Source organism: Rhodococcus sp. P14, from assembly GCF_000256505.1.
Taxonomy (GTDB): domain Bacteria; phylum Actinomycetota; class Actinomycetes; order Mycobacteriales; family Mycobacteriaceae; genus Rhodococcus; species Rhodococcus ruber.
Genome location: NZ_AJFC01000292.1, coordinates 16367 through 38939 on the forward strand (window position 1 = coordinate 16367; position 22573 = coordinate 38939).

At 70.7% G+C, this 22573-nt stretch carries 25 protein-coding genes; 11 read left to right on the plus strand and 14 right to left on the minus strand.

The genetic code is table 11. The annotated features are described in order from the left end of the window. Positions 1–28 precede the first annotated feature (28 nt). The gene (locus OEY_RS0120450; protein WP_010595638.1) at positions 29–541 is read left to right on the plus strand and encodes a MarR family winged helix-turn-helix transcriptional regulator; all 513 of its coding nucleotides are present in this window, start codon (positions 29–31) and stop codon (positions 539–541) included. Here the strand turns inward: OEY_RS0120450 and OEY_RS0120455 are convergent. The 5 genes from OEY_RS0120455 to OEY_RS0120475 form a co-directional block, all read right to left on the minus strand. Then, the gene (locus OEY_RS0120455; RefSeq protein ID WP_010595639.1) at positions 522–1673 is read right to left on the minus strand and encodes an acyl-CoA dehydrogenase family protein; all 1152 of its coding nucleotides are present in this window, start codon (positions 1671–1673) and stop codon (positions 522–524) included. The genes OEY_RS0120450 and OEY_RS0120455 overlap by 20 nt on opposite strands. 77 nt (positions 1674–1750) lie before the next feature. Then, positions 1751–3268, minus strand: coding sequence for an acyl-CoA synthetase (locus OEY_RS0120460; protein WP_010595640.1), 1518 nt, complete (start codon positions 3266–3268; stop codon positions 1751–1753). A gap of 55 nt (positions 3269–3323) precedes the next feature. After that, entirely contained in the window at positions 3324–4124 is an 801-nt protein-coding gene (locus tag OEY_RS0120465; protein WP_010595641.1) for an enoyl-CoA hydratase, read from the minus strand. Between the two features lie 10 nt (positions 4125–4134). Further along, positions 4135–5022 carry an alpha/beta fold hydrolase gene (locus OEY_RS0120470; protein ID WP_010595642.1) on the minus strand — a complete coding sequence of 296 codons (888 nt, stop codon included), beginning with the start codon at positions 5020–5022 and terminating at the stop codon, positions 4135–4137. Positions 5023–5131: 109 nt separating this feature from the next. Continuing rightward, entirely contained in the window at positions 5132–6106 is a 975-nt protein-coding gene (locus OEY_RS0120475; RefSeq protein ID WP_010595643.1) for an LLM class F420-dependent oxidoreductase, read from the minus strand. Between the two features lie 84 nt (positions 6107–6190). On the opposite strand from OEY_RS0120475, the gene OEY_RS0120480 reads away from it, so the two are divergent. Then, positions 6191–6916 carry an MOSC domain-containing protein gene (locus OEY_RS0120480; RefSeq protein ID WP_010595644.1) on the plus strand — a complete coding sequence of 242 codons (726 nt, stop codon included), beginning with the start codon at positions 6191–6193 and terminating at the stop codon, positions 6914–6916. A 16-nt stretch (positions 6917–6932) separates the two neighbouring features. Here OEY_RS0120480 and fahA read toward each other — a convergent pair whose 3' ends face one another. The 5 genes from fahA to OEY_RS0120505 form a co-directional block, all read right to left on the minus strand. Continuing rightward, positions 6933–8120, minus strand: coding sequence for a fumarylacetoacetase (gene fahA / locus OEY_RS0120485; RefSeq protein WP_010595645.1), 1188 nt, complete (start codon positions 8118–8120; stop codon positions 6933–6935). Further along, the gene (locus tag OEY_RS0120490; RefSeq protein ID WP_010595646.1) at positions 8117–9001 is read right to left on the minus strand and encodes a hypothetical protein; all 885 of its coding nucleotides are present in this window, start codon (positions 8999–9001) and stop codon (positions 8117–8119) included. Before OEY_RS0120490 ends, fahA begins: the two co-directional genes overlap by 4 nt. Then, positions 8998–10194, minus strand: coding sequence for a homogentisate 1,2-dioxygenase (locus OEY_RS0120495; protein ID WP_010595647.1), 1197 nt, complete (start codon positions 10192–10194; stop codon positions 8998–9000). The genes OEY_RS0120490 and OEY_RS0120495 overlap by 4 nt, the downstream gene beginning before the upstream one ends. Before the next feature lie 111 nt (positions 10195–10305). Beyond that, complete coding sequence (locus tag OEY_RS0120500; RefSeq protein WP_010595648.1) at positions 10306–10839, minus strand: MarR family winged helix-turn-helix transcriptional regulator; 534 nt, start codon at positions 10837–10839, stop codon at positions 10306–10308. 158 nt (positions 10840–10997) lie between these two features. Continuing rightward, complete coding sequence (locus OEY_RS0120505) at positions 10998–11426, minus strand: DUF4247 domain-containing protein (protein WP_010595649.1); 429 nt, start codon at positions 11424–11426, stop codon at positions 10998–11000. Between the two features lie 180 nt (positions 11427–11606). Here OEY_RS0120505 and OEY_RS0120510 point away from each other — a divergent pair, with 180 nt between their 5' ends. The 4 genes from OEY_RS0120510 to OEY_RS0120525 all read left to right on the plus strand — a co-directional run bounded on the left by OEY_RS0120510 (position 11607) and on the right by OEY_RS0120525 (position 16540). Beyond that, positions 11607–12941 (plus strand): YhgE/Pip domain-containing protein, encoded by a 1335-nt coding sequence (locus OEY_RS0120510; RefSeq protein WP_010595650.1) that lies wholly within the window; start codon positions 11607–11609, stop codon positions 12939–12941. 266 nt (positions 12942–13207) lie between these two features. After that, entirely contained in the window at positions 13208–13873 is a 666-nt protein-coding gene (locus tag OEY_RS0120515) for a TetR/AcrR family transcriptional regulator (RefSeq protein WP_017679707.1), read from the plus strand. Then, positions 13870–14736 (plus strand): 3-hydroxyacyl-CoA dehydrogenase, encoded by an 867-nt coding sequence (locus OEY_RS0120520; RefSeq protein WP_010595652.1) that lies wholly within the window; start codon positions 13870–13872, stop codon positions 14734–14736. The genes OEY_RS0120515 and OEY_RS0120520 overlap by 4 nt, the downstream gene beginning before the upstream one ends. Before the next feature lie 259 nt (positions 14737–14995). Then, on the plus strand, positions 14996–16540 hold the full coding sequence (locus OEY_RS0120525) for a bifunctional 3'-5' exonuclease/DNA polymerase (RefSeq protein ID WP_029540140.1): 1545 nt from the start codon (positions 14996–14998) through the stop codon (positions 16538–16540). Here the strand turns inward: OEY_RS0120525 and OEY_RS0120530 are convergent. Genes OEY_RS0120530 through OEY_RS0120545 form a run of 4 tightly spaced genes read right to left on the minus strand, consistent with a single transcriptional unit; the run spans position 16519 to position 18926 of the window. After that, positions 16519–17376: a DNA-3-methyladenine glycosylase family protein gene (locus tag OEY_RS0120530; RefSeq protein WP_010595654.1), complete on the minus strand. Its 858-nt coding sequence runs from the start codon at positions 17374–17376 to the stop codon at positions 16519–16521. The genes OEY_RS0120525 and OEY_RS0120530 overlap by 22 nt on opposite strands. Beyond that, on the minus strand, positions 17373–17954 hold the full coding sequence (locus tag OEY_RS0120535; RefSeq protein WP_010595655.1) for a methylated-DNA--[protein]-cysteine S-methyltransferase: 582 nt from the start codon (positions 17952–17954) through the stop codon (positions 17373–17375). The genes OEY_RS0120530 and OEY_RS0120535 overlap by 4 nt, the downstream gene beginning before the upstream one ends. Then, positions 17951–18442: an RNA polymerase sigma factor gene (locus tag OEY_RS0120540; RefSeq protein ID WP_010595656.1), complete on the minus strand. Its 492-nt coding sequence runs from the start codon at positions 18440–18442 to the stop codon at positions 17951–17953. Before OEY_RS0120540 ends, OEY_RS0120535 begins: the two co-directional genes overlap by 4 nt. Then, positions 18429–18926, minus strand: a complete 498-nt coding sequence (locus tag OEY_RS0120545) for a methylated-DNA--[protein]-cysteine S-methyltransferase (RefSeq protein WP_010595657.1) — start codon at positions 18924–18926, stop codon at positions 18429–18431. Before OEY_RS0120545 ends, OEY_RS0120540 begins: the two co-directional genes overlap by 14 nt. Positions 18927–19218: 292 nt before the next feature. On the opposite strand from OEY_RS0120545, the gene OEY_RS0120550 reads away from it, so the two are divergent. The 5 genes from OEY_RS0120550 (at position 19219) to OEY_RS0120570 (ending at position 22570) form a co-directional block, all read left to right on the plus strand. Continuing rightward, positions 19219–19506, plus strand: coding sequence for a hypothetical protein (locus tag OEY_RS0120550; protein WP_010595658.1), 288 nt, complete (start codon positions 19219–19221; stop codon positions 19504–19506). A gap of 48 nt (positions 19507–19554) precedes the next feature. After that, complete coding sequence (locus OEY_RS0120555; protein ID WP_010595659.1) at positions 19555–20166, plus strand: TMEM175 family protein; 612 nt, start codon at positions 19555–19557, stop codon at positions 20164–20166. Positions 20167–20590: 424 nt separating this feature from the next. After that, the gene (locus OEY_RS31410; protein ID WP_255325546.1) at positions 20591–20713 is read left to right on the plus strand and encodes a hypothetical protein; all 123 of its coding nucleotides are present in this window, start codon (positions 20591–20593) and stop codon (positions 20711–20713) included. 234 nt (positions 20714–20947) lie between these two features. Beyond that, positions 20948–21115 carry a hypothetical protein gene (locus tag OEY_RS30895; protein ID WP_017679713.1) on the plus strand — a complete coding sequence of 56 codons (168 nt, stop codon included), beginning with the start codon at positions 20948–20950 and terminating at the stop codon, positions 21113–21115. A gap of 93 nt (positions 21116–21208) precedes the next feature. After that, entirely contained in the window at positions 21209–22570 is a 1362-nt protein-coding gene (locus OEY_RS0120570; RefSeq protein ID WP_043805634.1) for a hypothetical protein, read from the plus strand. The last annotated feature ends 3 nt before the right edge of the window (positions 22571–22573 follow it).

The window sequence follows — 22573 nt, forward strand, 5'->3', positions numbered from 1 at the left end:
TTCGGCCGCCGGACCGTACCCTGGTGGCATGTCCGACCCAGACATTTCGACCGCGCCCACGAGACTCGCGCGGCTCCCGAGCTGGCTGCTGACCCAGTCCGCGCGCCACGTGCACCGAGTGGTGTCCGGCCGGCTCGGCCTGGCCGACGCCCGCGGCTACCCCCACCCCGCGCCGGCGGCGCTCGAGGAGTACGGCTCGCTGTGTCAGGCGGATCTGGGCCGACGGGCGGGGATGGACCGCAGCGACATCGTCGCCACCGTCAACGAGCTGGCCGATCGGCGGTTCGTCGATCGCAGTCCCGATCCCACCGATCGGCGCCGCAACATCATCAGCGTCACGCGCCGTGGGCGGCAACACCTGCGCACCCTCGACGACGTCCTCGTCGCGGCGCAGGACGAGGCGTTCGCGTCGCTGGACCCGGCCGAGCGGGACCAGCTCACCGTCCTGCTCACGAAGGTGCTCGCGCACCACACCCGGCAGGCGAAGGGCTCCTCGCGGGAGCCCTCCACCTCCGACGGACTCAGAGGGAGCGGGCGATGATCTGCTTCATCACCTCGTTCGCGCCGGCGTAGATCCGCTGCACGCGGGCGTCCTCGTACATCCGGGCGATGAGGTATTCGCGCATGTAGCCGTAGCCGCCGTGCAGCTGCACGCAGCGGTCGATGACCTCGCACTGCTTGTCGGTCAGCCAGTACTTGACCATCGCGGCGTCCGCGGCGTCGAGTTCACCCTTCAGGTGCTGCTCGATGCAGTGATCGAGGAACACCTGGCAGGTGCGGGCGATGGTTCGGCACTCCGCCAGCTCGAACGCGGTGTTCTGGAACTCGAACAGGCTGTGCCCGAACGCCTGCCGCTCCTTCGTGTAGCGCACGGTCTCCTCGACCGCGCGGTCCATCGCCCCGGCCGCCTGCGCGCCGATGATCAGCCGCTCCTGCACCAGCTGCGCCATCAGCTGCGCGAAACCCTGCCCCTCGCTCTCCCCGAGCAGGTTCGACATCGGCACCCGCACGTCGGTGAACGACAGCTCGGAGGTGTCGGCGCCGTGCTGGCCGACCTTGTCCAGCACCCGCCCGACCGCGAAGCCGGGGCAGTCCCGCAGGTCGACGATCAGCAGGGAGACGCCCTTGGCGCCGGCCTTCGGGTCGGTCTTGACGGCGAGCACGATGACGTCGGCCGACGAACCGTTGGTGATGAAGGTCTTCGAGCCGTTGACCACGTACTCGTCGCCGTCGCGGAGCGCGGTGGTCTTGATGGCCTTGAGGTCCGACCCGGCGCCCGGCTCGGTCATGCCGATCGCGCCGAGGATCTCGCCGGTTGCCATGCCGGGCAACCAGGTTCGCTTCTGCTCCTCGCTGCCGTACTCGAGGATGTAGTGGGCGACGATGCCGCTGTGCACCGAGATGCCCAGGGCGAGGTCACCCGAGTAGCCCTGCGCCTCGAAGACCGCGAGGTCGTGCGCGAAGGTGCCGCCCCCGCCGCCGTACTCCTCCGGGATCGAGCACAGCAGCAGTCCCAGTTTGCCGGCCGCGAGCCACACCTCGCGGTCGATGCGCCGCTGGCTGTCCCACTTCTCGGCGTGGGCCATGACCTCGCGCTCGAAGAAGTCGCGGGCCAGTTCCGACACGGCCTGTACCTCGTCGTCGTGCCAGGACGGCACGTGCTTCGTCACCATCGGTGTCCTTCAACCTTCCGTCCGGCGTGACCGAATGTCACACCGCGTCGATTCGATCGAACTCATGTGACATTCGGTCACCGGGGGCGCAGCTCGCGCTTGAGAAGCTTGCCGCTCTGGTTGCGCGGGAGGGTGTCCACGAACCGGACGAGCTTCGGAACCTTGAACGGCGCCAGGCGCTGCTTGACGTGGTCGATCAGCTCGTTCTCGTCGGTGTCCGCGCCGGCGCGCAGCACGACGACGGCGGTGACGGCTTCGATCCACTTCTCGTCGGGGGTGCCGATGACCGCGACCTCGGCGACGGCCTCGTGGGTGTAGAGGGCGTCCTCCACCTCCCGGGACGCGACGAGGATGCCGCCGGTGTTGATGACGTCCTTGATCCGGTCGACGACGGTGATGTAGCCCTCGGCGTCGCGCGTGACGAGATCGCCGGAGTGGAACCACCCGTCGCGGAACGCCTCCGCGGTGGCGTCCGGGTTGTCCCAGTAGCCCAGGCACAGCTGCGGCGACCGGTACAGCACCTCGCCGGGTTCGCCGTCGGGCATGTCGTTGCCGTCGGCGTCGACGACGCGGGTCTCGACGAACAGCACCGCCTTCCCGCACGATGACGGCCGGTCCGCGTGCTCCTCTGGGCGCAGAACCGTTGCCAGCGGCCCGATCTCGGATTGACCGAAGCAGTTGTAGAACCCGAGGTCCGGGTAGCGCTCGCGGAGCCGGTTCAGCACGGTGACGGGCATGATCGACGCGCCGTACTGCGCCTTCCGCAGCGACGACAGGTCGCGGGTCTCGAGGTCGGGGTGGCTCGCCAGCGGCACCCACACCGTCGGGGCGAGGAAGAGCGAGCCGATCCGCTCGGACTCGACGAGCCGCAGGATCTCCGGGATGTCGGGGGCGGGCAGCAGCGTGACCGTGGCGCCGACGGCCAGGTACGGCAGCATGAACACGTGCATGCCGGCGGAGTGGTACAGCGGCATGCAGATCAGCGGATTGTCGTCCGCCGCCAGGTCCAGGGCGACGATCGACGAGGTGTACTCGTGCACCAGCGCCCGGTGGGGCATCATGGCGCCCTTGGGTTTCGAGGTGGTGCCGGAGGTGTAGAGCAGCTGCACGAGGTCGGCATCGGAGACGGTCACGTCGAGTTCCGGCACCTCGCCCGTGCACGCGACGGCGAGGAGCGAGTCGTCGGCGTCGCGCAGGGGCACCACATGCTCGGCCGGGACGTCGCCGAGGACTGCGTCGAGGTTCTCGCGCAACGCGGGGTCGACGAGGACGGCGCGCGCCCCGGACTGGCCGAGCAGGTAGCTCAGTTCCTCGCCGCGCAGGGCGTAGTTGATCGGCACGTGCACGAGGCCGGCCCGGGCGGCCGCGAGGTACCCGACGACGTAGGCGTCGGAGTTGGTGCCGTACGCGGCGACGCGATCGCCCTGGTCCAGGCCCAGCGCGCGCAACCGTCCGGCCGCCCGGGTGACCGCGTCGTCGAGCTCGCGGTAGCTGAGGGTGCGGTCGCCGAACCGCAGGGCGGTGCGGTCGGGGAAGCGGACGGCGCTGCGGTGCAGCACGCCGTCGACGGTGTTCGCGCGCGGGTCGAGGCTCATGGCCGACAGGTTATAGGACGTCCAACCAATTGACCAGACCGATCGATCGATAGCGTCAGCGACCCTGCCACACCGGCCGGCGCTTCTCCACGAACGCCGTCATGCCCTCCTGGGCGTCGCAGATCATCGCGTTGGTCGCCATGGTCTCGGCCATCGCCTCGTAGGCCTGCTCCTGCGGCAGCTCGATCTGCCGGTAGAAGGCTTCCTTCCCGATCCGCACCGTCGCCGGGGACGCCGAGACGATCTTCGCGGCCAGGGCCGCGGTCTCGGATTCCAGGGCCGCCGGGTCGACGACGAAGTTGATCAGCCCCCAGTCCGCCGCCGTCGCCGCGTCGATCGTCTCGCCCGTGAGCAGCATCTGCATGGCCCGCTTGCGCCCCACGGCCCGGCTGAGCGCGACCATCGGCGTGGAACAGAACAGGCCGATCTTCACCCCCGGGGTGCCGAACACCGCGTCCGACGACGCGACCGCCAGGTCGCACGACGCCACCAGCTGGCAGCCGGCCGCGACGGCCGCACCCTGCACCGACGCGATCACCGGCTGCGGCACCGACTGCACGGTCTGCATCATCTCGGTACAGGTGTCGAAGATGACCCGCTCGTCCTCGAGGGTCCGGCCGATCATCTCGCGCAGGTCGTGGCCCGCCGAGAACACCGGGCCCTCGGCGCGGATCACGATCACCCGGGTCGCGGACTCCGCGGACAGCGCGCGCAGCCCCATCGTGACCTCGCGCATCGCCGACGCGGACAACGGGTTTCGCTGATCGGGACGGTTCAGGGTGAGCAGGCCGATCCCGGACGCCTCGTCGACGGCGATGAGTACGGCGGCGGGCTGGTCGGTGCGCGTGTCGGTCATGCGCTCCTGCCTACACCACCGCGACGGGGGCGGCCACCCCCCGAACGTGGGTGAGCAGTCGCAGCAGCGCGGCCGCCACCTCGTCGGCGCGCTCGACGATCACCGAGTGCCCCGCCCCGTCGACCCGCACCAGTTCGGCGGCGGGCAGCCGCGCGGCGATGGCCCGCGAGTGCGCGAACGGCGTCAGCTCGTCCGCCGAGCCGCCGAGCACCAGGACCGGTATCGCAGCCAGCACGGCGAGGGCCGCCGACTCGTCGAGCACGGCGAACGCCGCCAGGAAGCGCGAGAGCGTCACGATCGACGTCTCGGTGGCCAGGGCCGTCGCCAGCGACCGTGCCCACGAGTCCGCGGCGCCGCGACGGACCACAGGACCGCACATGCGCCCGCCGATCCGCATCGATCCCTGCATCACCCGCGGCGCGCGTCGCACCGCGCGGTGCAGCACGGACACCGCCGGGTGCCGCAGATAACGGCCGAGCCCCGACTCGGCCAGGCCACTCGCCGCGGTCGCGACGAGGGCGGCACCGACGACGCGGCTGCCGATCCGCTCCGGGTACAGCCGCGCGTAGGCCATCGCCACCATGCCGCCCATCGAGTGCCCCGCCAGCACCACCGGCCCGGGGGGCACGACGGTGCGCAGGACGACGTCGAGGTCGTGGGCGAGTTGCTCGATGGTGTACGTCTCCGGCGCGCCGATCCCCGACCGGCCGTGCCCGCGCTGGTCGTAGGCGACGATGCGGACCCCCGCCCCGGCCTGCCCGGCCAGGCGCTCGCGTACCGCCGACCAGCTGCCGGTGTGCAGGCAGTGGCCGTGCACCAGCACGACGGTGACGAGCGCGTCGACGGGTCCGTGCACCCGCACCGACAGGGGCACACCGTCGTCGGCGGCGACGGTCACCCGGCGCGGATCCGGTCCAGGCATCGCGGCCTCCCAGCGGTCGATCTGCCGGGAATGTCGTCGATGCCCGAGCCGCGCGTTACGGCCGCGACCGAATCGTGACCGATGGTCAGCGCGGGGCGAGGGCCCGGATCATCTCCGTCGGGTCGCCGGCGGTGGTCATCGCGATCACGGGAGTGGTCACGCCCGCCTCGACGTACCGTTCGATGTGCTCGCGGCACGCCTCCGGCGGCCCGTGCACGACGAGCTGGTCCACCACGTGGTCAGGGATCGCAGCGAGGGCCGCCGACCGCTCCCCCTCCGCCCACAACCGCCACATGCCCTCGAAATCGTTGCTGCGTCCGAGGAATTCGTGGAAGGCACGGTAGACGGGGACGTTCATGTAGGCGGCGACCATGCGACGACCGATGCTGCGGGCGGTTTCGGCGTCGAAACCGGGCAGCACGAAGATGCGGGCGACGATCTCCTTGCCCGCTCCTCCCTCGTGCACGTACGGCGCGACGGTGCGCACGTCGTCGGCCGAGAGCCAGTTGACGATCGTGCCGTCGGCCTCGCGTCCGGCGAGGCGCAACATCCCCGGGCGCAGGGCGGCGAGCAGCAGCGGCGGGGCGGGATCGGGGACGAGTCCGGCGCGGAACCCGCCGACCTCGAACGTGTCGTACTTGTGGCTGATCTTCTCGCCGGCGAGCGCGGCACGCAGGAACTGCAGGGTGTCGCGGGCTCTCTTGAACGGCTCCTCGAACGGGGTGCTGTTCCACTTCTCGACGATCACGTTGGACGAGGTGCCCACGCCGAGGACGAAACGGCCCGGGGCGGCGGCGGCGAGGGTGGCCGCGGAGATCGCCAGGGTGGCGGGACCGCGCGTGAAGACCGGCACGATCGCGGTGCCCAGCCGCAGCGTCGGGGCCCACACGCTCGCCAGCGCCAGGGGCGTGAAGGCGTCGGCCACGCTGCTCTCGGACGACCACACGTCGGTGTAGCCGAGGTCGGGCAGTTCGGCGATCAGATCTCGCTGGTCGGGCAGGGCAATGCCGTCGAGGGGGATCGTCAGGCCCCAACGGCGAGGCGTCGCATCATCGCTCATACGCCACACCTTAGGCTGCGCCGGTGCGTCCTTTGGGCTGCCAGGACCGCCCAAAGGGCACACCGGTCCGTATGCTGGCCCGTTGTGCAGGTCTCTCAGCTCTGGCGTTACCCGGTCAAGTCGTTCGGCGGCGAGCAACTGCCGTCGGCGACGATCGAGCCGGACGGGCTGCGCGGCGACCACCTGTGGGCGGTGATCGACGCCGAGACCGGCGCCGTCGCGACGGCGAAGAAGGTGCGCGCCTGGTCGCGACTGCTCGAATGCCGCGCCCGGCTGCTCGACGACGCCGACCCCTCGGATCCCGCCGTCCTCGAGATCACCCTGCCCGACGGCCGGTGCACCCGCGGCGACGACCCGCGCACCCCCGCGCTGCTGTCGGAACTGACCGGGCGGGCACTGACGTTGGAGGCCCGCCCGCGCACCTACGACGAGGCGCCGCTGCACCTGCTCACGACGGCAGCCGTGGACGCGCTCGGCACGGGCGACCCCGCCGACGTCGCGCTGCGCCGCTTCCGCCCCAACGTCGTGGTCTCGGCGGACGGCACCGGGTTCGTCGAGGACGACTGGCTGGGCCGCCAGCTCGAGGTGGGGACGGCGGCGCTCGTGCCGACGCAGCGCACGGCGCGGTGCGTGATGGTGACGTTGCCGCACCAGGAGGTGCCGGCGCGGCGCGACATGCTGCGCACCGTCACCGGCCGCAACCGCGTCCCGAACCGTCCCGAGGCCAGGCCGGCACCGTGCATCGGGGTGTACGCCGATGTCGCATCGGAAGGCGTTCTCTCGCTGGGTGACTCACTGACCGTTCGCTGAAACGGATCCGGGTCGGTCAGCGGCCCGAGTCCTTCGCGGGCAGGATGCGGGTGCGGACCTCACCGAACCCGATGCGGGTGCCGTCCGGCCCGGGCGCGGTGGCGGAGATCGAGATCTCGTCACCGTCCTCGAGGAAGGTCCGGGTCTCGTCGCCGACCTGCACTGGTTCCATACCGCCCCAGGTGAGTTCGATGAACGCCCCGCGCTGGTCCTTCTCGGGACCGGAGATGGTGCCCGAGCCGAACAAGTCGCCGGTGCGGGTGGCGGCACCGTTGACGGAGGTGTGCGCGAGCATCTGCGCCGGCGACCAGTACATCTGGGCGTACGGCGGACGCGAGACGACGTGACCGTTCCACTCGACCTCGAGATCGATGTCCAGGCCCCACTTCTCGGTGCCCTTCAGGTACGGCAGCGGTTCCGGGTCCTGCACCGGGGTGTCGACGCGGGCAGCCTCGAGCGCGGCCAGCGGCACGACCCACGGGGAGATCGAGGTCGCGAACGACTTGCCGAGGTTCGGACCGAGCGGCACGTACTCCCACGCCTGGATGTCGCGGGCCGACCAGTCGTTGAGGATGACGGCCCCGAAGCAGTGGTCGGCGAACTCGTCCGGGGAGATCGACGATCCCATCGGCGACCCGACGCCGACGACGAAGCCCATCTCGGCCTCGATGTCGAGGCGGATCGAGGGGCCGAACACGGGCGCCGGATCGTTCGGGCCCTTGCGCTGTCCGCACGGACGCACGATGTCCACTCCCGACACGACCACGGTGCTCGACCGGCCGTGGTAGCCGACCGGCAGGTGCTTCCAGTTCGGCATCAGCGGCGACGGATTGTCGGGCCGGAACAGGCGCCCGAGGTTCGACGCATGGTTCTCCGAGGCGTAGAAGTCGACGTAGTCGGCGACGTCGATCGGCAGATGCAGGGTCACGTCCGCGACGGCGTGCACGGCCTCGGCGGGCACGTCCCCGGCGACGAGATCCTGCAGCGCGGCCCGCACCTCGTCCCAGCGGGCGCGGCCCTGCGCCATGAAGGCGTTGAGGGTCGGGGCGGCGAACGCGGGATCGTCGAACACGACGGACAGGTCGAGAACGGAGTCACCGACACGCACGCCGACGCGCGGCTGCGTTCCGGCCGTGGAGAACACGCCGTAGGGCAGGTTGTTCGCGCCGAAGAGCGAACCTTCCGGGATGTCGATGACGGTCATGCGAGAGATCCTTCGGTGATCGGGGACATCGTCGGCGGAGCCAGGCCGACCTCGACGAGATCGGCGAGCGGCTCCACGATGCTGCAGGTGCCGAACGAGCGGAAGCTGTTGCGCAGCTCCTCGATTCGAGCAGGCGACAGGTCGCGCAACCGGGCGGCCAGGCCGGCGCCGTCCCGGTCGGCGAGCACCGCCGCGACGGCCGCGGTGTCCGCACCGTCGAGCACGGCGTCGACGGCGGCGAGCACGTTGAGGAATCCGTGCTGTTCGAACCCGGTGTGCGGGTCGGTGTTGCGGACCGCGTGGTGCAGGCCCGCCGTGGCCTTGAACGGGACCTTCGTGCGGACCACGGTCGAGAGGGCGTCGGCGAGTTCCCGTTCGTCGGGGTACGCCTCCGCGACCACCCCGCCCGTGCGGAACTTCGCCGCGTAACGCGATCCCACGAGTCCCTGGAGGATCTCGGCGCGGCGCTCGTCGCGCGGAACCTCCACGAACAGTGCGACTCCGGGGTACTCTGCGGCGATCAGGTCGAGGGCGACGAGCACACCGGCGGGGCTCTCCCCGGCGGGCACGGCGATCTCGAGGGCGGCCACGGTGACGCCGTCGACGTCGCGCAGGCTCTCCATTGCGGGAACGACCGCGGACGGCCCGCCCGGAACGGTCAGGCTCAGGGTGAGGTCGCCCCCGAACGGGCGCTGTCCGAGTGCCTCGAGCAACTCCGGGATCCGCGGCGCCGGGAACACGAACGTGCCCACCAGCCCGGCATGGTCGGCGATGCGGTGCGCGGCATGGGCCGGCAGGGCGCGATCGAGCGGGGCGTTACCGGGCGGGAACAGCGCGGCGTCGTCGCACAGTTCCGTCAGCAGGGCTCCGAGAGTGCTCACTTCTGCAGCCCCCGGTTCCAGCTTCCGGCGTAGGCCGCGTCCTCGCACGCGAGCGCACCCTCGCCGAGTTCGAGCGGCCGGAACGTGTCCACCATGACGGCGAGCTCGTCGAAGAAGTCGACGCCGATGCTGCGCTCGTAGGCGCCGGGCTGCGGGCCGTGGGCGTGGCCGCCGGGATGGACGGAGATCGATCCCTGGCCGATGCCGGAGCCCTTGCGGGCCTCGTAGTCTCCGCCGCAGTAGAACATGATCTCGTCGGAGTCGACGTTGGAGTGGTAGTAGGGCACCGGGATCGCCAGCGGGTGGTAGTCCACCTTGCGGGGCACGAAGTTGCAGATGACGAAGTTGTTGCCCTCGAACGCCTGGTGCGCCGGCGGCGGCTGGTGGACCCGGCCGGTGATGGGCTCGTAGTCGTGGATGCTGAAGGTGTACGGGTACAGGCAGCCGTCCCAGCCGACGACGTCGAACGGGTGGTTGGGCACGAGGTAGCGGGTGCCGACGATGCCGTGCGAGGTGCGGTGCTTGACCAGGACCTCGACGTTGCTGTCCTCGACCTGGATCAGCTCGGTCGGGCCGTGCAGGTCGCGTTCGCAGAACGGCGCGTGCTCCAGGAACTGGCCGAACCGCGACAGGAAGCGCTTCGGCGGGACGATGTGGCTGTTGGCCTCGATGACGTAGGCGCGCAGCGGCTCGTCGCCGGTGGGGATCCAGCGGTGGGTGGTGGCCATCGGCAGCAGCACGTAGTCGCCGGCCTTCGCGTCGAGCACACCGAAGACGGTCTCGACGCGGGCGGTTCCCGACTCGACGTAGACCATCTCGTCGCCGACGACGTTGCGGTAGAGCGGCGACTCCTTCGCCGCCACGACGTACGACAGGCGCACGTCCGCGTTGCCCAGGATCAGCCGGCGGCCGGTGACGACGTCGGTCTCGGCCCAGACGGTCTGCGGGAACAGATCGTGCAGCTTCAGATGGCGCGGCTTGAGCGGGTGGTTCGGGGTGGTGGCCTGGTCGGGCAGCTTCCACTCGGTGGCGTCGACGATGGCCGACGGGATGTGCCGGTGGTAGAGCAGCGCCGAGTCCGAGGAGAAGCCCTCCTCGCCCATCAGCTCCTCGTAGAACAGCCCGCCGTCTTCGTTGCGGTGCTGGGTGTGGCGCTTCGGCGGGATGACGCCGAGCTGTCGGTAGAACGCCATGAGATTCAGCTCCTCGGGCTCTTCGTGGCGGATCCGCGGGAGGCCGCGGTGTTGATAAACACCTTAACTACTTTTCGGGCGTGAGCGCAACCACATCGGCCCGATCGGTCGTCAGTTGCGGTCGCGCATGTCGAACTGGCTGCGCTTGGTGATGAGCTTGTTGAGGAGCATGACGAGAATCTGCTGCTCCGCCTCGCTCAGCACGTCCACCCATGCCGCTTCCCGCTCGTTCTGGGCACGGAACGTCTCCATGATCTCCCGCTCGCCGGCCCCGGTGAGCGACAAGCGGACCGACCGGCCGTCTTCCGGATCCGGGGTTCGCGTCAACAGACCCGCCTCGACCAGCGGTTTCGCCAGATTGGAGACGGCGGCACGGCTCATGCCGGTGAGCTTGGCGGCCATCTTCGGCTCGATCGGACCGGCCAGCCAGGTGACGAACATCAGCCGATAGGCCGACCACGACCGCCCCCGCGGGCGGTGCACGGCCGCCTCGAGGTCGTACGTGACGATGTCGGAAGCGCGGTTCAGCGTCAGCAGCACCTCGGTGGCCTGCTCGTGGTAGTCGCCGTATCGGTTGCTCAGGCGCCGGTTCGCGAGTTCGACGAAGGACCAGTAGTCGAGGTCGCGGGCGTCCGCTTCGGTCATGGCCTTCACCTTATCCGAGCTCGATAATTTAGTACACGTATTAATTACATGGGTGTGCCCCCCGACCCGGCAGAGCATCGGAGGGCACCGGCGGCCGAACGACCACGGCTCACGCGCGGGTCGGCCGGATCATCCCGATCGACCGCCCGCCTACGCTCCTACCTCGCCCCTCGTTCGGACCCCGACCGGTGCCCCGCTCCGGACGCGTCGGAGCCGAACAGCGCCCCCAGCCGCTGCAACAGACCCCGGCGCGGTCGCCGGTCGAGGTCCCGGACGATGACTGTGCTGCCGCCCTCGGCCGCGGCCTCGACGATCACGACGTCGCCGGGGAATCGCAGCTCCCACCGGCCGCGATCGACCGTCTGCGCGGTCGGCTCCTGCCTGCGCACGATCGCGTCGACCGTCGCCTGCACCGGATCCGGCGAGTGGTAGACCTCGGTGTTTCTCCTCGTCTCCCGATGCTCGTAGGTCTCGGCGATGTGGTCCCGGCTCTCGCCGCCGCAGCCCACGAGCAGCAGCGACGACACGAGCACCGGCACCGCCCGTTTCGCGACGGACGCCCGGCCCGCGCGCACGATTTCCCCCATGAAATCCCCCCGTATCGAATTGTTCCGCGGGGCACCATACAGTCCGGGAGTGAGCTGCCTCGCGGGCGTGCACGTTTCGTGTCTCGTACCACGAGGCGGCGGGGAAGCATCCGCATCTGACTACGGGTGTGCACAATTGAAGGGCACCGCACCGACTCGACGCATCACGGAAGGCCTGGAATGAGTTCGACGGAGATCAGCGCCGACCCGCACGCCGGCACCCTGCGCAGCCCCCGCTTCTGGCTGGCGCCGGTCGTCGTGGTGACCGCCGTGATGGCGGCCCTGGCGGCCCTCTACATCGGCAGCATGATCAATCCGGCCGACAATCTGCACAGGTTCCCGGTCGCCATCGTCAACCAGGACGTCGGCGACGTGCTGCCCGGTTCGGACCAGCAGCGCAATCTCGGCGCCGAGATCACCGCCGCCGTCGCCGACGGGGTCGATCCGGCGGAGATCGACCTGCAGCAGGTCGGGATCTCCGGGGCGATCTCGGGTCTCGACTCGGGCCGACTCTACGGCGCGATCGTGATTCCGAGCGACTTCACCAAACGCACGTCCATCCTGGCGCAGGGCAGCGTGATCCCCGGCGACATCGAGAAGCCGATCATCACCGTCTACACCAACCCCCGCATCGGCACCTTCGGCAAGGGCATCGTCGAATCGATCGCCGACCGCGCCCTGACCACCGTGAACGCCACCGTCGGGGAACAACTCACCACCACGGTCACCGACACCCTCGCCACCAGCGCCCCGGATCTGCAGCTGTCCGGCGGCAGCCGGTTGACGCTGGCGGATCCGATCGATGTCCGCTTCGTCGAGCACAAGCCGCTGCCCGACGGCACCGGACTGGGCCTGTCCGCGTTCTACTACACACTGCTGCTCATCCTCGCGGGCTTCACCGGCGCCACCATCGTCAACTCGCTCGTCGACAGCGCCCTCGGTTTCGTCCCCACCGAGTACGGGCCGTGGTACGTCGACCGGAAGACTGCGCATCTGTCGCGGTTCCGGGTGCTGCTCGTGAAGTGGGCGATCATGGTGATCCTGGGGCTGATCGTGTCGGCGCTCTACCTGTGGATCGCCACCCTGCTCGGCATGCCCGTGACCCGCGCCCTGCTGCTGTGGGAGTACGGGGCCCTCGCGATCACGGCCGTGGGCGTCACCTCGATCTCGGTGATGGCCGTGTTCGGTTCCGCCGGACTGCTGGTGAACCTGTTGATCTTCATCATCCTGGGCCTGCCGTCGTCGGGCGGGACCGTGCCGCTCGAGGCGATGCCCCCGCTGTACACGTGGCTGTCGACCTTCGAACCGATGCATCAGGTGTACATCGCGACCCGGGCCATCCTGTACTTCGACGGCAGTGGCCCCGCGGGGCTGACCCGCGGCGCCCTGATGACCCTGCTGGGTCTCGGGATCGGCCTCGCGCTCGGGGCGGTGGTGACTCGGATCTACGACGTGCGCGGGTTCCACCGCCGCAGCGACGCCGACCCCGCACTCGTTCCGGCGCAGGACACGTGAGACAGGACCCCGCTGCTCCTCGAGGGCAGAGCAGCGGGGTCCCGGGTCTCGAAGGTAGCGTTCCGATTCCGCCCGGCCCAGCCGCGCCGGGGTGAAACGGGGGATGAAACTGTCCCCGGCTGCGGCGTCGCCGGCAGCAGCGTGACCGAGCGGGCCAGCGGATGCCCGCGGACCGATAGCGGAGTATGCTCATTAATGAGTCCACTCATTCCGGGAGGCGCGAAATGGTCGAATCGGCGGGAGCGCCGGGTCGCCGAGACCGGAACATGCGTGACAAGCAGAGCCGAATCTTCGCTGCCGCCTCATCGTTGTTCGCGGAGAAGGGCTTCGCGGGGGTCACGACACAGCAGATCTCCGAACGCGCGGACGTCGCGGCCGGAACGTTGTTCCGCTACGCGACGTCCAAGGGCGAACTGCTGATGATGGTCTACAACCAGCAGTTCCGGGCGGCCCTGAGCATCGGCGAGCGCGAGTCACGCTCGCGGCGCGACCCGGTGGACGCCGTACTGGCCCTCGTCCGGCCCATTCTCGAGGCGGCCGACAGCAACGTCGAGAACACGGTGAATTACCAACGCGAGCTGCTGTTCGGCTCCGCAAGCGAGAAATACCGTTCCGAGGGACTCGATCTCGTCGCCCTCTTCGAGGAGACGGTCGCGTGCCGGCTCGTCGAGGCCGCGCGCAACCGCGGGCTGGACGAGAGGCAGGCGGAGGACCGGGCCCGGCACGCCGGCCGGAGCATCTTCGCGATCCTGCACCTGATCCTTGCGCGCGCGTTCACCGGTGCGCATCCACACAACGACCCCGAAGCCGACCTGCACGCCCAGATCGACCAGATCGTCACGGGCTTCTTCGCAGCACTCGACGACGACCGCCCGGCCCGCGGCACGCCGCAACCGGGCACGTCCTCACCCCAACGAAAGAAGGAATCATGACCAGCCGGATCAGCAAGGTGACGGTCCTCGGGACCGGTGTCCTCGGTGCGCAGATCGCGTTCCAGTCCGCCTACAGCGGGTTCGACGTCACCGCCTACGACATCAGCGACGACGCCCTGACCAACGCGCAGAAGCGCTTCGGCGAGCTCGCCGAGACGTACAAGCGTGAGGTTCCCGGTGCCGGCGACGGGAAGGCGGAGGCGGCTGCGACCGGCATCCGCCTGTCCTCCGACCTCGCGGACGCCGTCCGGGACGCAGACCTCGTCGTCGAGGCCGTACCCGAGGTCCTCGACATCAAGCGGGACACCTACACGAAGCTGGGCACCGTCGCACCCGCGGAGACGATCTTCGCCACCAACTCCTCCACGCTCCTGCCCAGCGACATCAAGGACTTCACCGGCCGTCCCGACAAGTTCCTCGCGCTGCACTTCGCCAACCAAGTGTGGAAGTTCAACACGGCCGAGGTCATGGGCACCGACGACACCGACCCCGCGGTATTCGACCGGGTCGTCGACTTCGCCGCGGCCATCGGCATGGTCCCCATCCCGATCCACAAGGAGAAGGCCGGCTACGTCCTGAACTCGCTGCTGGTGCCGTTCCTCAACGCCGCCGGTGAGCTCGCCGCGGGCGGCTTCGCCGCCCCCGAGGACGTCGACAAGGTGTGGCGGATCGCCACCGGGGCACCCATGGGCCCCTTCCAGATCTACGACGTCATCGGACTCACCACGCCGTACAACATCCTGTCCCACGGCGACGAGAAGGACCGGAAGATCGCCGCGTGGTTGAAGGCGAACTACATCGACGCCGGCAAGCTCGGCGTGGCGACCGGCGAAGGGTTCTACTCCTACTCCGACGGCCGGTAGAGGCAGATGCCGCGACAGGGCGGCGACTCGGGTACGACGGCAGTGGAACCACGAAGCATGCGCACGGCCCCGTAAGCCCCCACGGGTGGACGAGAACAGCGCATGGTTCCCCGGGCCGGGCTCGCCTCCCCGTCCGGAGCCGCCTTCCCGATCACGGACTTCCCCGAGAGCGACGTCCGGCTCCGCCGTGCGGGTGCGGAGCCGGACGTGGACGGGACCGTCCGCCGGCGGTGTCGGCACGGCGGTGCAGACTGGACCGGTGCGCACCGTGCTGGTTCCCGACACCGCCGGCGGGCAGTCGCCCGGCGGGTGGACCGTTCCGGTCGACCCCGACGGACGACCGCTCGCCGCTGCCGAGCACCACGACGACCTGACGACATTCGTGCGGACGTGCGAGGCGACGAACCCGCCGCGCTGGATCTGGACCGGCACCGCCTCCGTCTACCCCGCACTGCTGCGCGGCGGGGCCCGCGTGCGCCGATGCCACGACCTCGCCTCCACCCGCGCAATCCTCAACGTACGCGCCGGGATTCCCGCGCCGCCGGGACAGCCGATCGACCAGCGACCGGGACTGTTCGACGTCGCTCCCACCGCCGACCTCGACTCGGTGCTCGCCGAGTTCGCCCGGCAGCGGGCCGAACTCGGTGGCCGCGCCCGGCTCGAACTGCTCGTCGCCGCCGAATCGGCGGGCACGCTGGCCGCCGCCGAGATGAGCTTCGACGGGCTGCCCTTCTCCGCCGACGCCCACCGGCGGGTGCTCGAGCGCACCCTCGGCCCGCGCCCCACCGACGACGGATTGCCGCCTCGGATAACCGAACTGAACGCCCGGATCGGTGCGGTTTTCGGTCGTGCGCTCAACCCGGCCTCGCACACCGAGGTGCTCGACGCGTTCCGGCGGGAAGGCATCGAGGTGCCGTCCACCCGCAAATGGGTACTGCGCGAACTCGACCATCCGGCGGTGCCGCTGCTCCTGCAGCACCGCGATCTGTCGAAGCTGCACAGCACCAACGGCTGGCACTGGCTCGACACCTGGGTGCGCGACGGCCGGTTCCGCCCGGTCTATGTGCCCGGTGCCGTGGTGTCCGGGCGCTGGGCGAGCCGCGGCGGTGGGGCCCTGCAGATTCCGAAGGCGTTGCGGTCGAGCGTGATCGCCGAGCCCGGCCACGTTTTCGTGATCGCCGATGCCGGCCAGCTCGAACCGCGCATCCTCGCCGCGATGTCCGGCGACCCGCGGATGACGACGGCGGCGGGGGCCGAGGACCTGTACGCGCCGGTGGCGGCGGCGACGTTCGGCGGCGACCGCGCGAAGGCGAAGGTGGCCGTGCTCGGCGTGCTCTACGGTGCGACGTCCGGTGAGTCGCGGGCGTTGCTCACGATGCTGAGGCGTAGTTTTCCCGAGGCGGTGGAGTTCGTCGAGCACGCCGCGCGGGCCGGGGAACGCGGCGAGGTGGTGCATTCGTGGCTGGGCCGCGCGTGCCCGCCGCCCGACGCCGGCTTCTTCGTGCACGGCGACGCGCGGGCCCGGGGACGGTTCACCCGCAACTTCGTCGTCCAGGCGACGGCCGCCGAGTGGGCGCTGTGCGTGCTGGCCGACCTGCGTCTGCGCCTGGCCGCCGGCGACGCCGGTGAGCTCGTCTTCTTCCAGCACGACGAGATCGTGGTGCACACCCGCACGCCGGAGACCGCGACGGCACACCTGTCCGCCGCGGTGGAGTCGGCCACCCGGTTGCTGTTCGGAGCCACCGAAGTGCGTTTCCCCATGCAGGTCTCGGTGCGCGACTGCTACGGCGCGGACGAGTCGTAGGCGGCGTGCGTCCACAGGTGGAATGAGGCGTAGGCCCGCCACGGACTCCACCGCCGCGTCCGGACCGTCACCTCGCGGGCGGTATCCACGCCGAGGGCCCTGCGCAGCACCAGATCTCCGACGGGACACGCGTCGCGGTCCCCGAGCACGCGCACGGCGAGGTAGTCCACGGTCCACGGCCCGATTCCCGGCAGTCCGAGAAGGTCCCGGCGGAACCGCACGGGGTCGGACGGATCGAGACCGTCGGCCGCGGCGCGGGCGAGCGCGAGCACGGTACGCACCCGGGCGCCGGTCAGCCCCACGGCCGCCTGCAGTTCGTGCGGGTCCGCACCGACGAGCCCGGTCGGCAACGGGAAGCAGAGCAGGCCGTCGCGTCCCGGATCGCCGTAGCGGGCGACGAGGCGGCCGGCGAACGTGGCGGCCGCCGCGACGCTGACCTGCTGTCCCAGCACCGTCTGGACGGCGGTGTCGAACCAGTCCGTCGTCCCGAGCACGCGCAGTCCCGGCCGGGCCGCCACCATCGGCGCGAGGTACGGATCGGCGCCGAGCGCCGCGTCGATCACGGCCGGGTCGGCATCGAGGTCCAGCCACCGCCGGACCGTCTGCTCCACCTCGGGTAGGTCGCGACGATCCGCGTCGATCCGGACGGACACGTGCTCGGAGCCGGGACGGATCGCGACCACCGTGGGACCGTACCGCCCCCGCACCGACCGGACGTGCGTGCCCGTGTCCGCGTCGTGCCGTTCGAGACCGGCGACGGTGTGGCTGCGCAGCGCGGCGAGCATCGGCGCCGCGGCCAGCGGCGGCGTCACGGTCGGCCGCAGGACGACGCTCACGCCGCGGTCTCGAGCCGGAGCAGGGCACGCTTGGCTTCCACCCCGCCCACGTACCGGCCGAGGTCGCCGTCGCCGCGCACCACGCGATGGCACGGCAGGACGACGGGCAGCGGATTCCTCGCGCACGCCGTGCCCACCGCCCGGACGGCGCGGGGGCTGCCCGCCACGGCCGCCACCTCGGCGTAGCTCGCGGTCCGGCCGTAGCCGGGCAGGTGCGTGATCACCTCGCGCCGGAAACCCCGCGCCAGGGTCAGGTCGAGCGGCAGGTCGAAGGTGGTGCGCGTGCCGCGGAAGTACTCGTCGAGCTGGCGGGCGGCGGTGCCGAGCCGGGCGGGTGCGGCAAGGATGCGGGGGCTGATGTCGGCGGCGAGCCGATCGAGGACCGCGTCGTGGTTCTCGACGGCGTACGCGACCCGCACGAGTCCGGCGGGGGTGGCGGCGAGCAGCAGCGGCCCGACCGGGGTGTCCACGATGCGGTAGGCGACGTCGAGCAGGTCGGCGGCGCCGGCAGCGACGGTCAGCCGGGCGTGCAGGCGGGTCAGATCGGCGGTGGCGACAGGGGACGGTTCGAGCGTCATGACGGTTCCTCCGTCGGATAGCGGCGGCGCAGCGCGGCCCGGCCGTCGGCGGCGGCGCGGCGCGCGGCGTCGGTGGAGTTGCCGAGGATCGTGGCGATCTCGGCGTAGGGCAGGCCCACCACGTGGTGGTAGACGACGGCGGCGCGTTGGGTGAACGGCAGCGCGGCGACCGCGGACCACAGGTCGTCGTCGGGTGCGGGGATGCCCGCGTCGGCCGGGCGCTCCGGGAGGACGGCGACGGGTACCGGCGTGCGAGCCCGGGACCGGTGGACGTCGACGGCCTTGCGATGGGCGATCGTCACGAGCCACGCCTCGACGTTGCTGCCCGGACGCAGCGCCGGGTAGGCGCGCAGCGCGGCGAGAAACGTCTCGGACCAGGCGTCGTCGGCGTCGACGGGACCGAGCAGCGCGCGGCACACCCGCAGGACGGTGCCGCCGTGCTCGGCGACGACCCGCTCGAACGGGGGCAGCGGGTCACGGGACGGCACGGGTCACCTGCGCCTCCCGGTCGAGCAGGTAACGCTTGCGGTCGAGACCGCCGGCGTACCCGGTGAGGGTGCCGTCGCGGCCGATCACGCGGTGGCACGGCACCACGATGCTCACCGGGTTGCGGCCGTTGGCGGCGGCCACCGCGCGCACGGCGGTGGGTTGCCCGACCGCGGCGGCGAGCTCGGTGTACGTGCACACCGTGCCGTACGGGACGGCCTGCAGCGCCTGCCATACCCGGCGCTGGAACGGGGTTCCGTGCAGCCCGAGCGGCACGGTGAACTCGGTGCGCCGGCCCGCGAAGTATTCGTCGAGCTGCTCGGTGATCTCCTCGAAACCGGTCGCCGCGAGATCCCCGAAGGTGTGCGGGCCGGGTCGGTGCCGATGTTCGGCGAGGTACAGGCCGCTGAGGGCCCCGGCGGTCCGCACCAGAGTCAGCGGTCCGATCGGTGAGTCGACGACCGTGTGGGTTCGCGTCGCGTTCACGGGTTCGATCCTTCCATCCGGTGTATACGGGGTAGACGCCTCCACGGGCGGAAACGTGAGATCGGTCCGTGACGCAGTTCACCGGACCGTGGCCGGAATACCCGGGAACGGGTCGGTGTTGAAGAGTTCGGATCGGTACGCTCCGTGTCCCCCGGGCTCAATATTTCTGCCTTTGCAGAGTTCCGTCCGGCTGGAGCTGCATTGCGCCTTTCGCCGTGAGGCGACCGAGCGTGCCGGTCCTTCATCTTTCGTCGGGGGGCGTGGCCCCGCCCCGGCCGGGGAACCCGGACTCATGGCCAGGCGAACCGAACCCGCGGTCGCGGCGTCGAGCCAGTGGATCGACGACGACGGAATCCGATACCCGCGCGGCGATACGCACGCCTGGACGCCCGGCACCAATCAGACCCTGTGCGGACTCCCGCTCTCCCGCGCCCGCCTCGCCCGCTTCCCGCACGTGCCGTGGAGCGAGGCGCTGTACCTGGCGGACACCGGCGAACACGGTGTCGTACCGTGCCGCCGCTGCACCGCGGCCACGCGCCACGATCGGCCCCGGTGGACCCGCACGGACCCCCGGCCGTGACCGCCGTTCGGCTCCGCGCCGGGACGCGCGATGCCATGCTGTGAAGCCATGGCGGAACCGAGAGAGCGGGACCGGAGCTTCGAACGGTATCTGACGTTCCTCGACGCGATCGTGGCCATCGCGATCACCCTGCTGGTGCTGCCGCTCGTCGATCGAGCCTCCGACCACGAGGGGACGACGATCGAATTGCTGCACGACGCCACCGGAGCGATCGGGGCGTTCGCCCTGAGCTTCGTCGTCATCTTCCGGTTCTGGTGGGGGCAGCACCGGCTGGTACGCGACATCGTCGCCGACGATCCCTGGGTCGATCGGGCGCTGTTCCTGTGGGCACTCACCATCGTCTTCCTGCCCTTCCCCTCCGCGCTGGTGGCGACGAACTCCGACGAAACCGCGACACGTGCGCTGTACATCGGCACCATGGCGGCCAGCGGGGCGGCGCTGATGTTGTCGGCGTGGGCCGCCGGCCGGCACCCGGCCGTCACGGCGGGCGCCGAGCCACCGGATCTGGCGGGGACTGTCGTGCTGACGGCGCTCATGGTGGTGGCACTGGTCCTGAGCGTGACCGTCCCGCCGCTGTCGTACTACCCCCTGCTGTTGTTGCTGCTGTCGGGTCCGTTGACCGGGCTCGTGCGGCGCGGCCGTCACCCGTCCGGCGCGTGAGCGCCCGTCCTCCGACAGGATCCGAAACGCGCGTCGTCGCCGAACGGCGCCCTCGACCCGTACACGTGCCGGCGGGGACCGCACATCGTCGCCGGCGCCGCCACCGCCGACAGCCGGCAGGCGCTCGAGTCGCTGTCCGCGCTGGCCGAGACGGGAGCCGAGACCGTCCCGCCGGGGCACGGGCAACCCTGGTACGACGGCGCCGAAGCGGCAGTGGCAGTGGCCTTGCGCGCGGGACCGTCGTGAGGGCGGCCGTTCACCGGCGATAGCCGCGCGCCGGCCAGTCATCCGCGGCGACGATTGCCGACGCAGACGACCGGGCGGCACGCGGATGTGGGAACGCAACCCCTCCGAAGTGGACTTATTTTTTCTTTTGGGTATGGTCGAGCCGAGTTCGCGATTGCCGATTCGGAAAGGATTGACAATGGCTGCCAAGTCCGCCGTCAAAAGTTCCAAACAGTCCGCCCGCGCTTTGAAGGAGCGCCGCGCGGAAAAACGAGCCAAGGCTCAGGATGCGGGTCAGCTCATCCGCAAGCGCAAGAGCTGACCACTCGATCAAAGCCGGGACACACACTCGAATGCACTCCACGACAACGACTCTGGAGACCCTCTACCGGAACATCGGCGAAATGATGACGCGAGACCGGAATCTCGAAATCGACTTTCCGGGATACCGCCAAGGGCTGGAAACCGCCCGGCTGTACGTACTCGACGAACTGGCCCGATACTCCGCTTTTTCGATGGCGAGAAAGGACAGCGCAGAGAAGAAGGCACGAGCCGCATGAAAATCACCAGGCATGCGCTGCAGAATATTCGCAGCAATCTGGAAAACGAACTGGCGACCGTCGGATCGTCCACCCACACCCGGGGCTACCGCCGCGGGCTCCACGACGCCCTGGCGCACGTGGTCGCCCTGCAGGACACCACCGACGCGCGCACACCGCACTGAAAACCTCTCCCCTCGCTCCGTCCCGGCCGATGCACCCGGGACGGAGCGTCGTCTCGGCCCGGTGTGGCCGGTGTCGAAAGCGATGACCGAACCATGATGCGCATCCCTGTGAGCGCGCCCGGCGCCCGGCTCGAGTCGGGCAGCACACCCGTGCGGGCCGCCGTGCTGAAGGTGATGTTCCTACCCCTGGACATCGGCGAACGGCCCGTACCACCCCCGGTACCCGCCGTGCCCTACGCCGAGCCGTTCCTGCCGGCCCGGATCGCCGGCCGCACCGGCTACCTCGAACGCCCCGCTGCCCTGCTGGCCTTCCGGCACCGCGCCGAACCCGGCACTCGGCTGACCTTCGGGGCGCCGACCCCCGCCGCGCACCCACGCCCGTACGACGGACCGGCGGGGGCATGTGCGTCACTGTGGGAGGTGCCGGGGGCCGGACCGGTACTGGTCTGCGAGATCCTGTCCGCCGATCCACCGGGTGCCGTGCTCACCTGGCACAGCGACCCCCTGTTCGACGGCGCCGAGACGGGCTTCCGGCGGACCCTCGACACCTTCCTCGCCCCGTTCGGGATCACCGCCGACGCCAGCCTGGTCGACCTGTTCCCGCGACTGGACACCCGGCTGCCCGACACGGAGGTGTACCGCCCCCTCGCGCAGGTCGCCGTCCGCACCGCGCCTCCCCTTACCGACGAACCGTCGATCGAGGGACTGGTGGTCGAGGTCGCCGGCGACGCACGCGAGGCGGCGCGCCGTCTGGTGGACGGCCCACCCGCCGGCGTACTGGCCGAGGCAGCGGCGCGCTCGTGCGGACGGTTGCAGGCCTGGCACCGGCCGGCCGCGACGGACGTGGCCGTGCGCAAGGACGGCCGGGCGTTGCTGCTCGACCTCGGGGGCGGATATGTCGGCGCGGACAGCCGGGAGACGCTGTACCACCTGCTCGGCTGGACGGGCCTGCGCGCACAATTGCATGCCGATCACCGTCGCCTGCTGACCGCGCTCCGGCGGCACGAGACGCTCGACCCCGACGAGATCCGCACCGCTCTCGGCGATGTCGCGCGGGCACGGGTGCGACTCGTCGAACTCGCCGTGCTGTCCGCCGAGGCTCGGCCGGCGCACGACGACCCGAAGTGGGTACGCACCCTGCTCGTGTCGTCCGGCGCCGGGGAGGTCACCGCGGTGCGGGCGGCGGTGGAGGAGTTGTGCGCCGCCGCCGAGCGGGTGCTGTGGCAGCGGCTGCACCTGTGCTCGACTCGCCGGTCGTGGTGGGCCGACCCGAAGGCGATGGCGGCCGCCGCGACCTGGGTGGTGTTCGTCGTGGCAGTCACCGCGTTCGCGGCGTCGACGCAGGTGCTGGCCGGTGCGGCGATCGTCGCCGTGGCCGCCGGTGCGGCCCTGGGGTTCGCCGAGTCCCTCGAACGCCGACGGGCGCCGAAGCGACGACGTCGCGACCGCCGGTGAGTG

What these genes read in the sequence shown, in the direction of transcription:
- OEY_RS31410 (WP_255325546.1), top strand. Translation starts at nt 20,591, where the DNA reads ATGGCTGCCAAGTCCGCCGTCAAAAGTTCCAAACAGTCCGCCCGCGCT.
- OEY_RS0120495 (WP_010595647.1), bottom strand. Translation starts at nt 10,194, where the DNA reads ATGGCGTTCTACCGACAGCTCGGCGTCATCCCGCCGAAGCGCCACACC.
- OEY_RS0120505 (WP_010595649.1), bottom strand. Translation starts at nt 11,426, where the DNA reads ATGGGGGAAATCGTGCGCGCGGGCCGGGCGTCCGTCGCGAAACGGGCG.
- fahA (WP_010595645.1), bottom strand. Translation starts at nt 8,120, where the DNA reads ATGACCGTCATCGACATCCCGGAAGGTTCGCTCTTCGGCGCGAACAAC.
- OEY_RS0120460 (WP_010595640.1), bottom strand. Translation starts at nt 3,268, where the DNA reads ATGAGCCTCGACCCGCGCGCGAACACCGTCGACGGCGTGCTGCACCGC.
- OEY_RS0120510 (WP_010595650.1), top strand. Translation starts at nt 11,607, where the DNA reads ATGAGTTCGACGGAGATCAGCGCCGACCCGCACGCCGGCACCCTGCGC.
- OEY_RS0120570 (WP_043805634.1), top strand. Translation starts at nt 21,209, where the DNA reads ATGATGCGCATCCCTGTGAGCGCGCCCGGCGCCCGGCTCGAGTCGGGC.
- OEY_RS0120450 (WP_010595638.1), top strand. Translation starts at nt 29, where the DNA reads ATGTCCGACCCAGACATTTCGACCGCGCCCACGAGACTCGCGCGGCTC.
- OEY_RS0120520 (WP_010595652.1), top strand. Translation starts at nt 13,870, where the DNA reads ATGACCAGCCGGATCAGCAAGGTGACGGTCCTCGGGACCGGTGTCCTC.
- OEY_RS0120455 (WP_010595639.1), bottom strand. Translation starts at nt 1,673, where the DNA reads ATGGTGACGAAGCACGTGCCGTCCTGGCACGACGACGAGGTACAGGCC.
- OEY_RS0120550 (WP_010595658.1), top strand. Translation starts at nt 19,219, where the DNA reads ATGGCCAGGCGAACCGAACCCGCGGTCGCGGCGTCGAGCCAGTGGATC.
- OEY_RS0120535 (WP_010595655.1), bottom strand. Translation starts at nt 17,954, where the DNA reads ATGACGCTCGAACCGTCCCCTGTCGCCACCGCCGATCTGACCCGCCTG.
- OEY_RS0120555 (WP_010595659.1), top strand. Translation starts at nt 19,555, where the DNA reads ATGGCGGAACCGAGAGAGCGGGACCGGAGCTTCGAACGGTATCTGACG.
- OEY_RS0120515 (WP_017679707.1), top strand. Translation starts at nt 13,208, where the DNA reads ATGCGTGACAAGCAGAGCCGAATCTTCGCTGCCGCCTCATCGTTGTTC.
- OEY_RS0120500 (WP_010595648.1), bottom strand. Translation starts at nt 10,839, where the DNA reads ATGACCGAAGCGGACGCCCGCGACCTCGACTACTGGTCCTTCGTCGAA.
- OEY_RS30895 (WP_017679713.1), top strand. Translation starts at nt 20,948, where the DNA reads ATGAAAATCACCAGGCATGCGCTGCAGAATATTCGCAGCAATCTGGAA.
- OEY_RS0120465 (WP_010595641.1), bottom strand. Translation starts at nt 4,124, where the DNA reads ATGACCGACACGCGCACCGACCAGCCCGCCGCCGTACTCATCGCCGTC.
- OEY_RS0120475 (WP_010595643.1), bottom strand. Translation starts at nt 6,106, where the DNA reads ATGAGCGATGATGCGACGCCTCGCCGTTGGGGCCTGACGATCCCCCTC.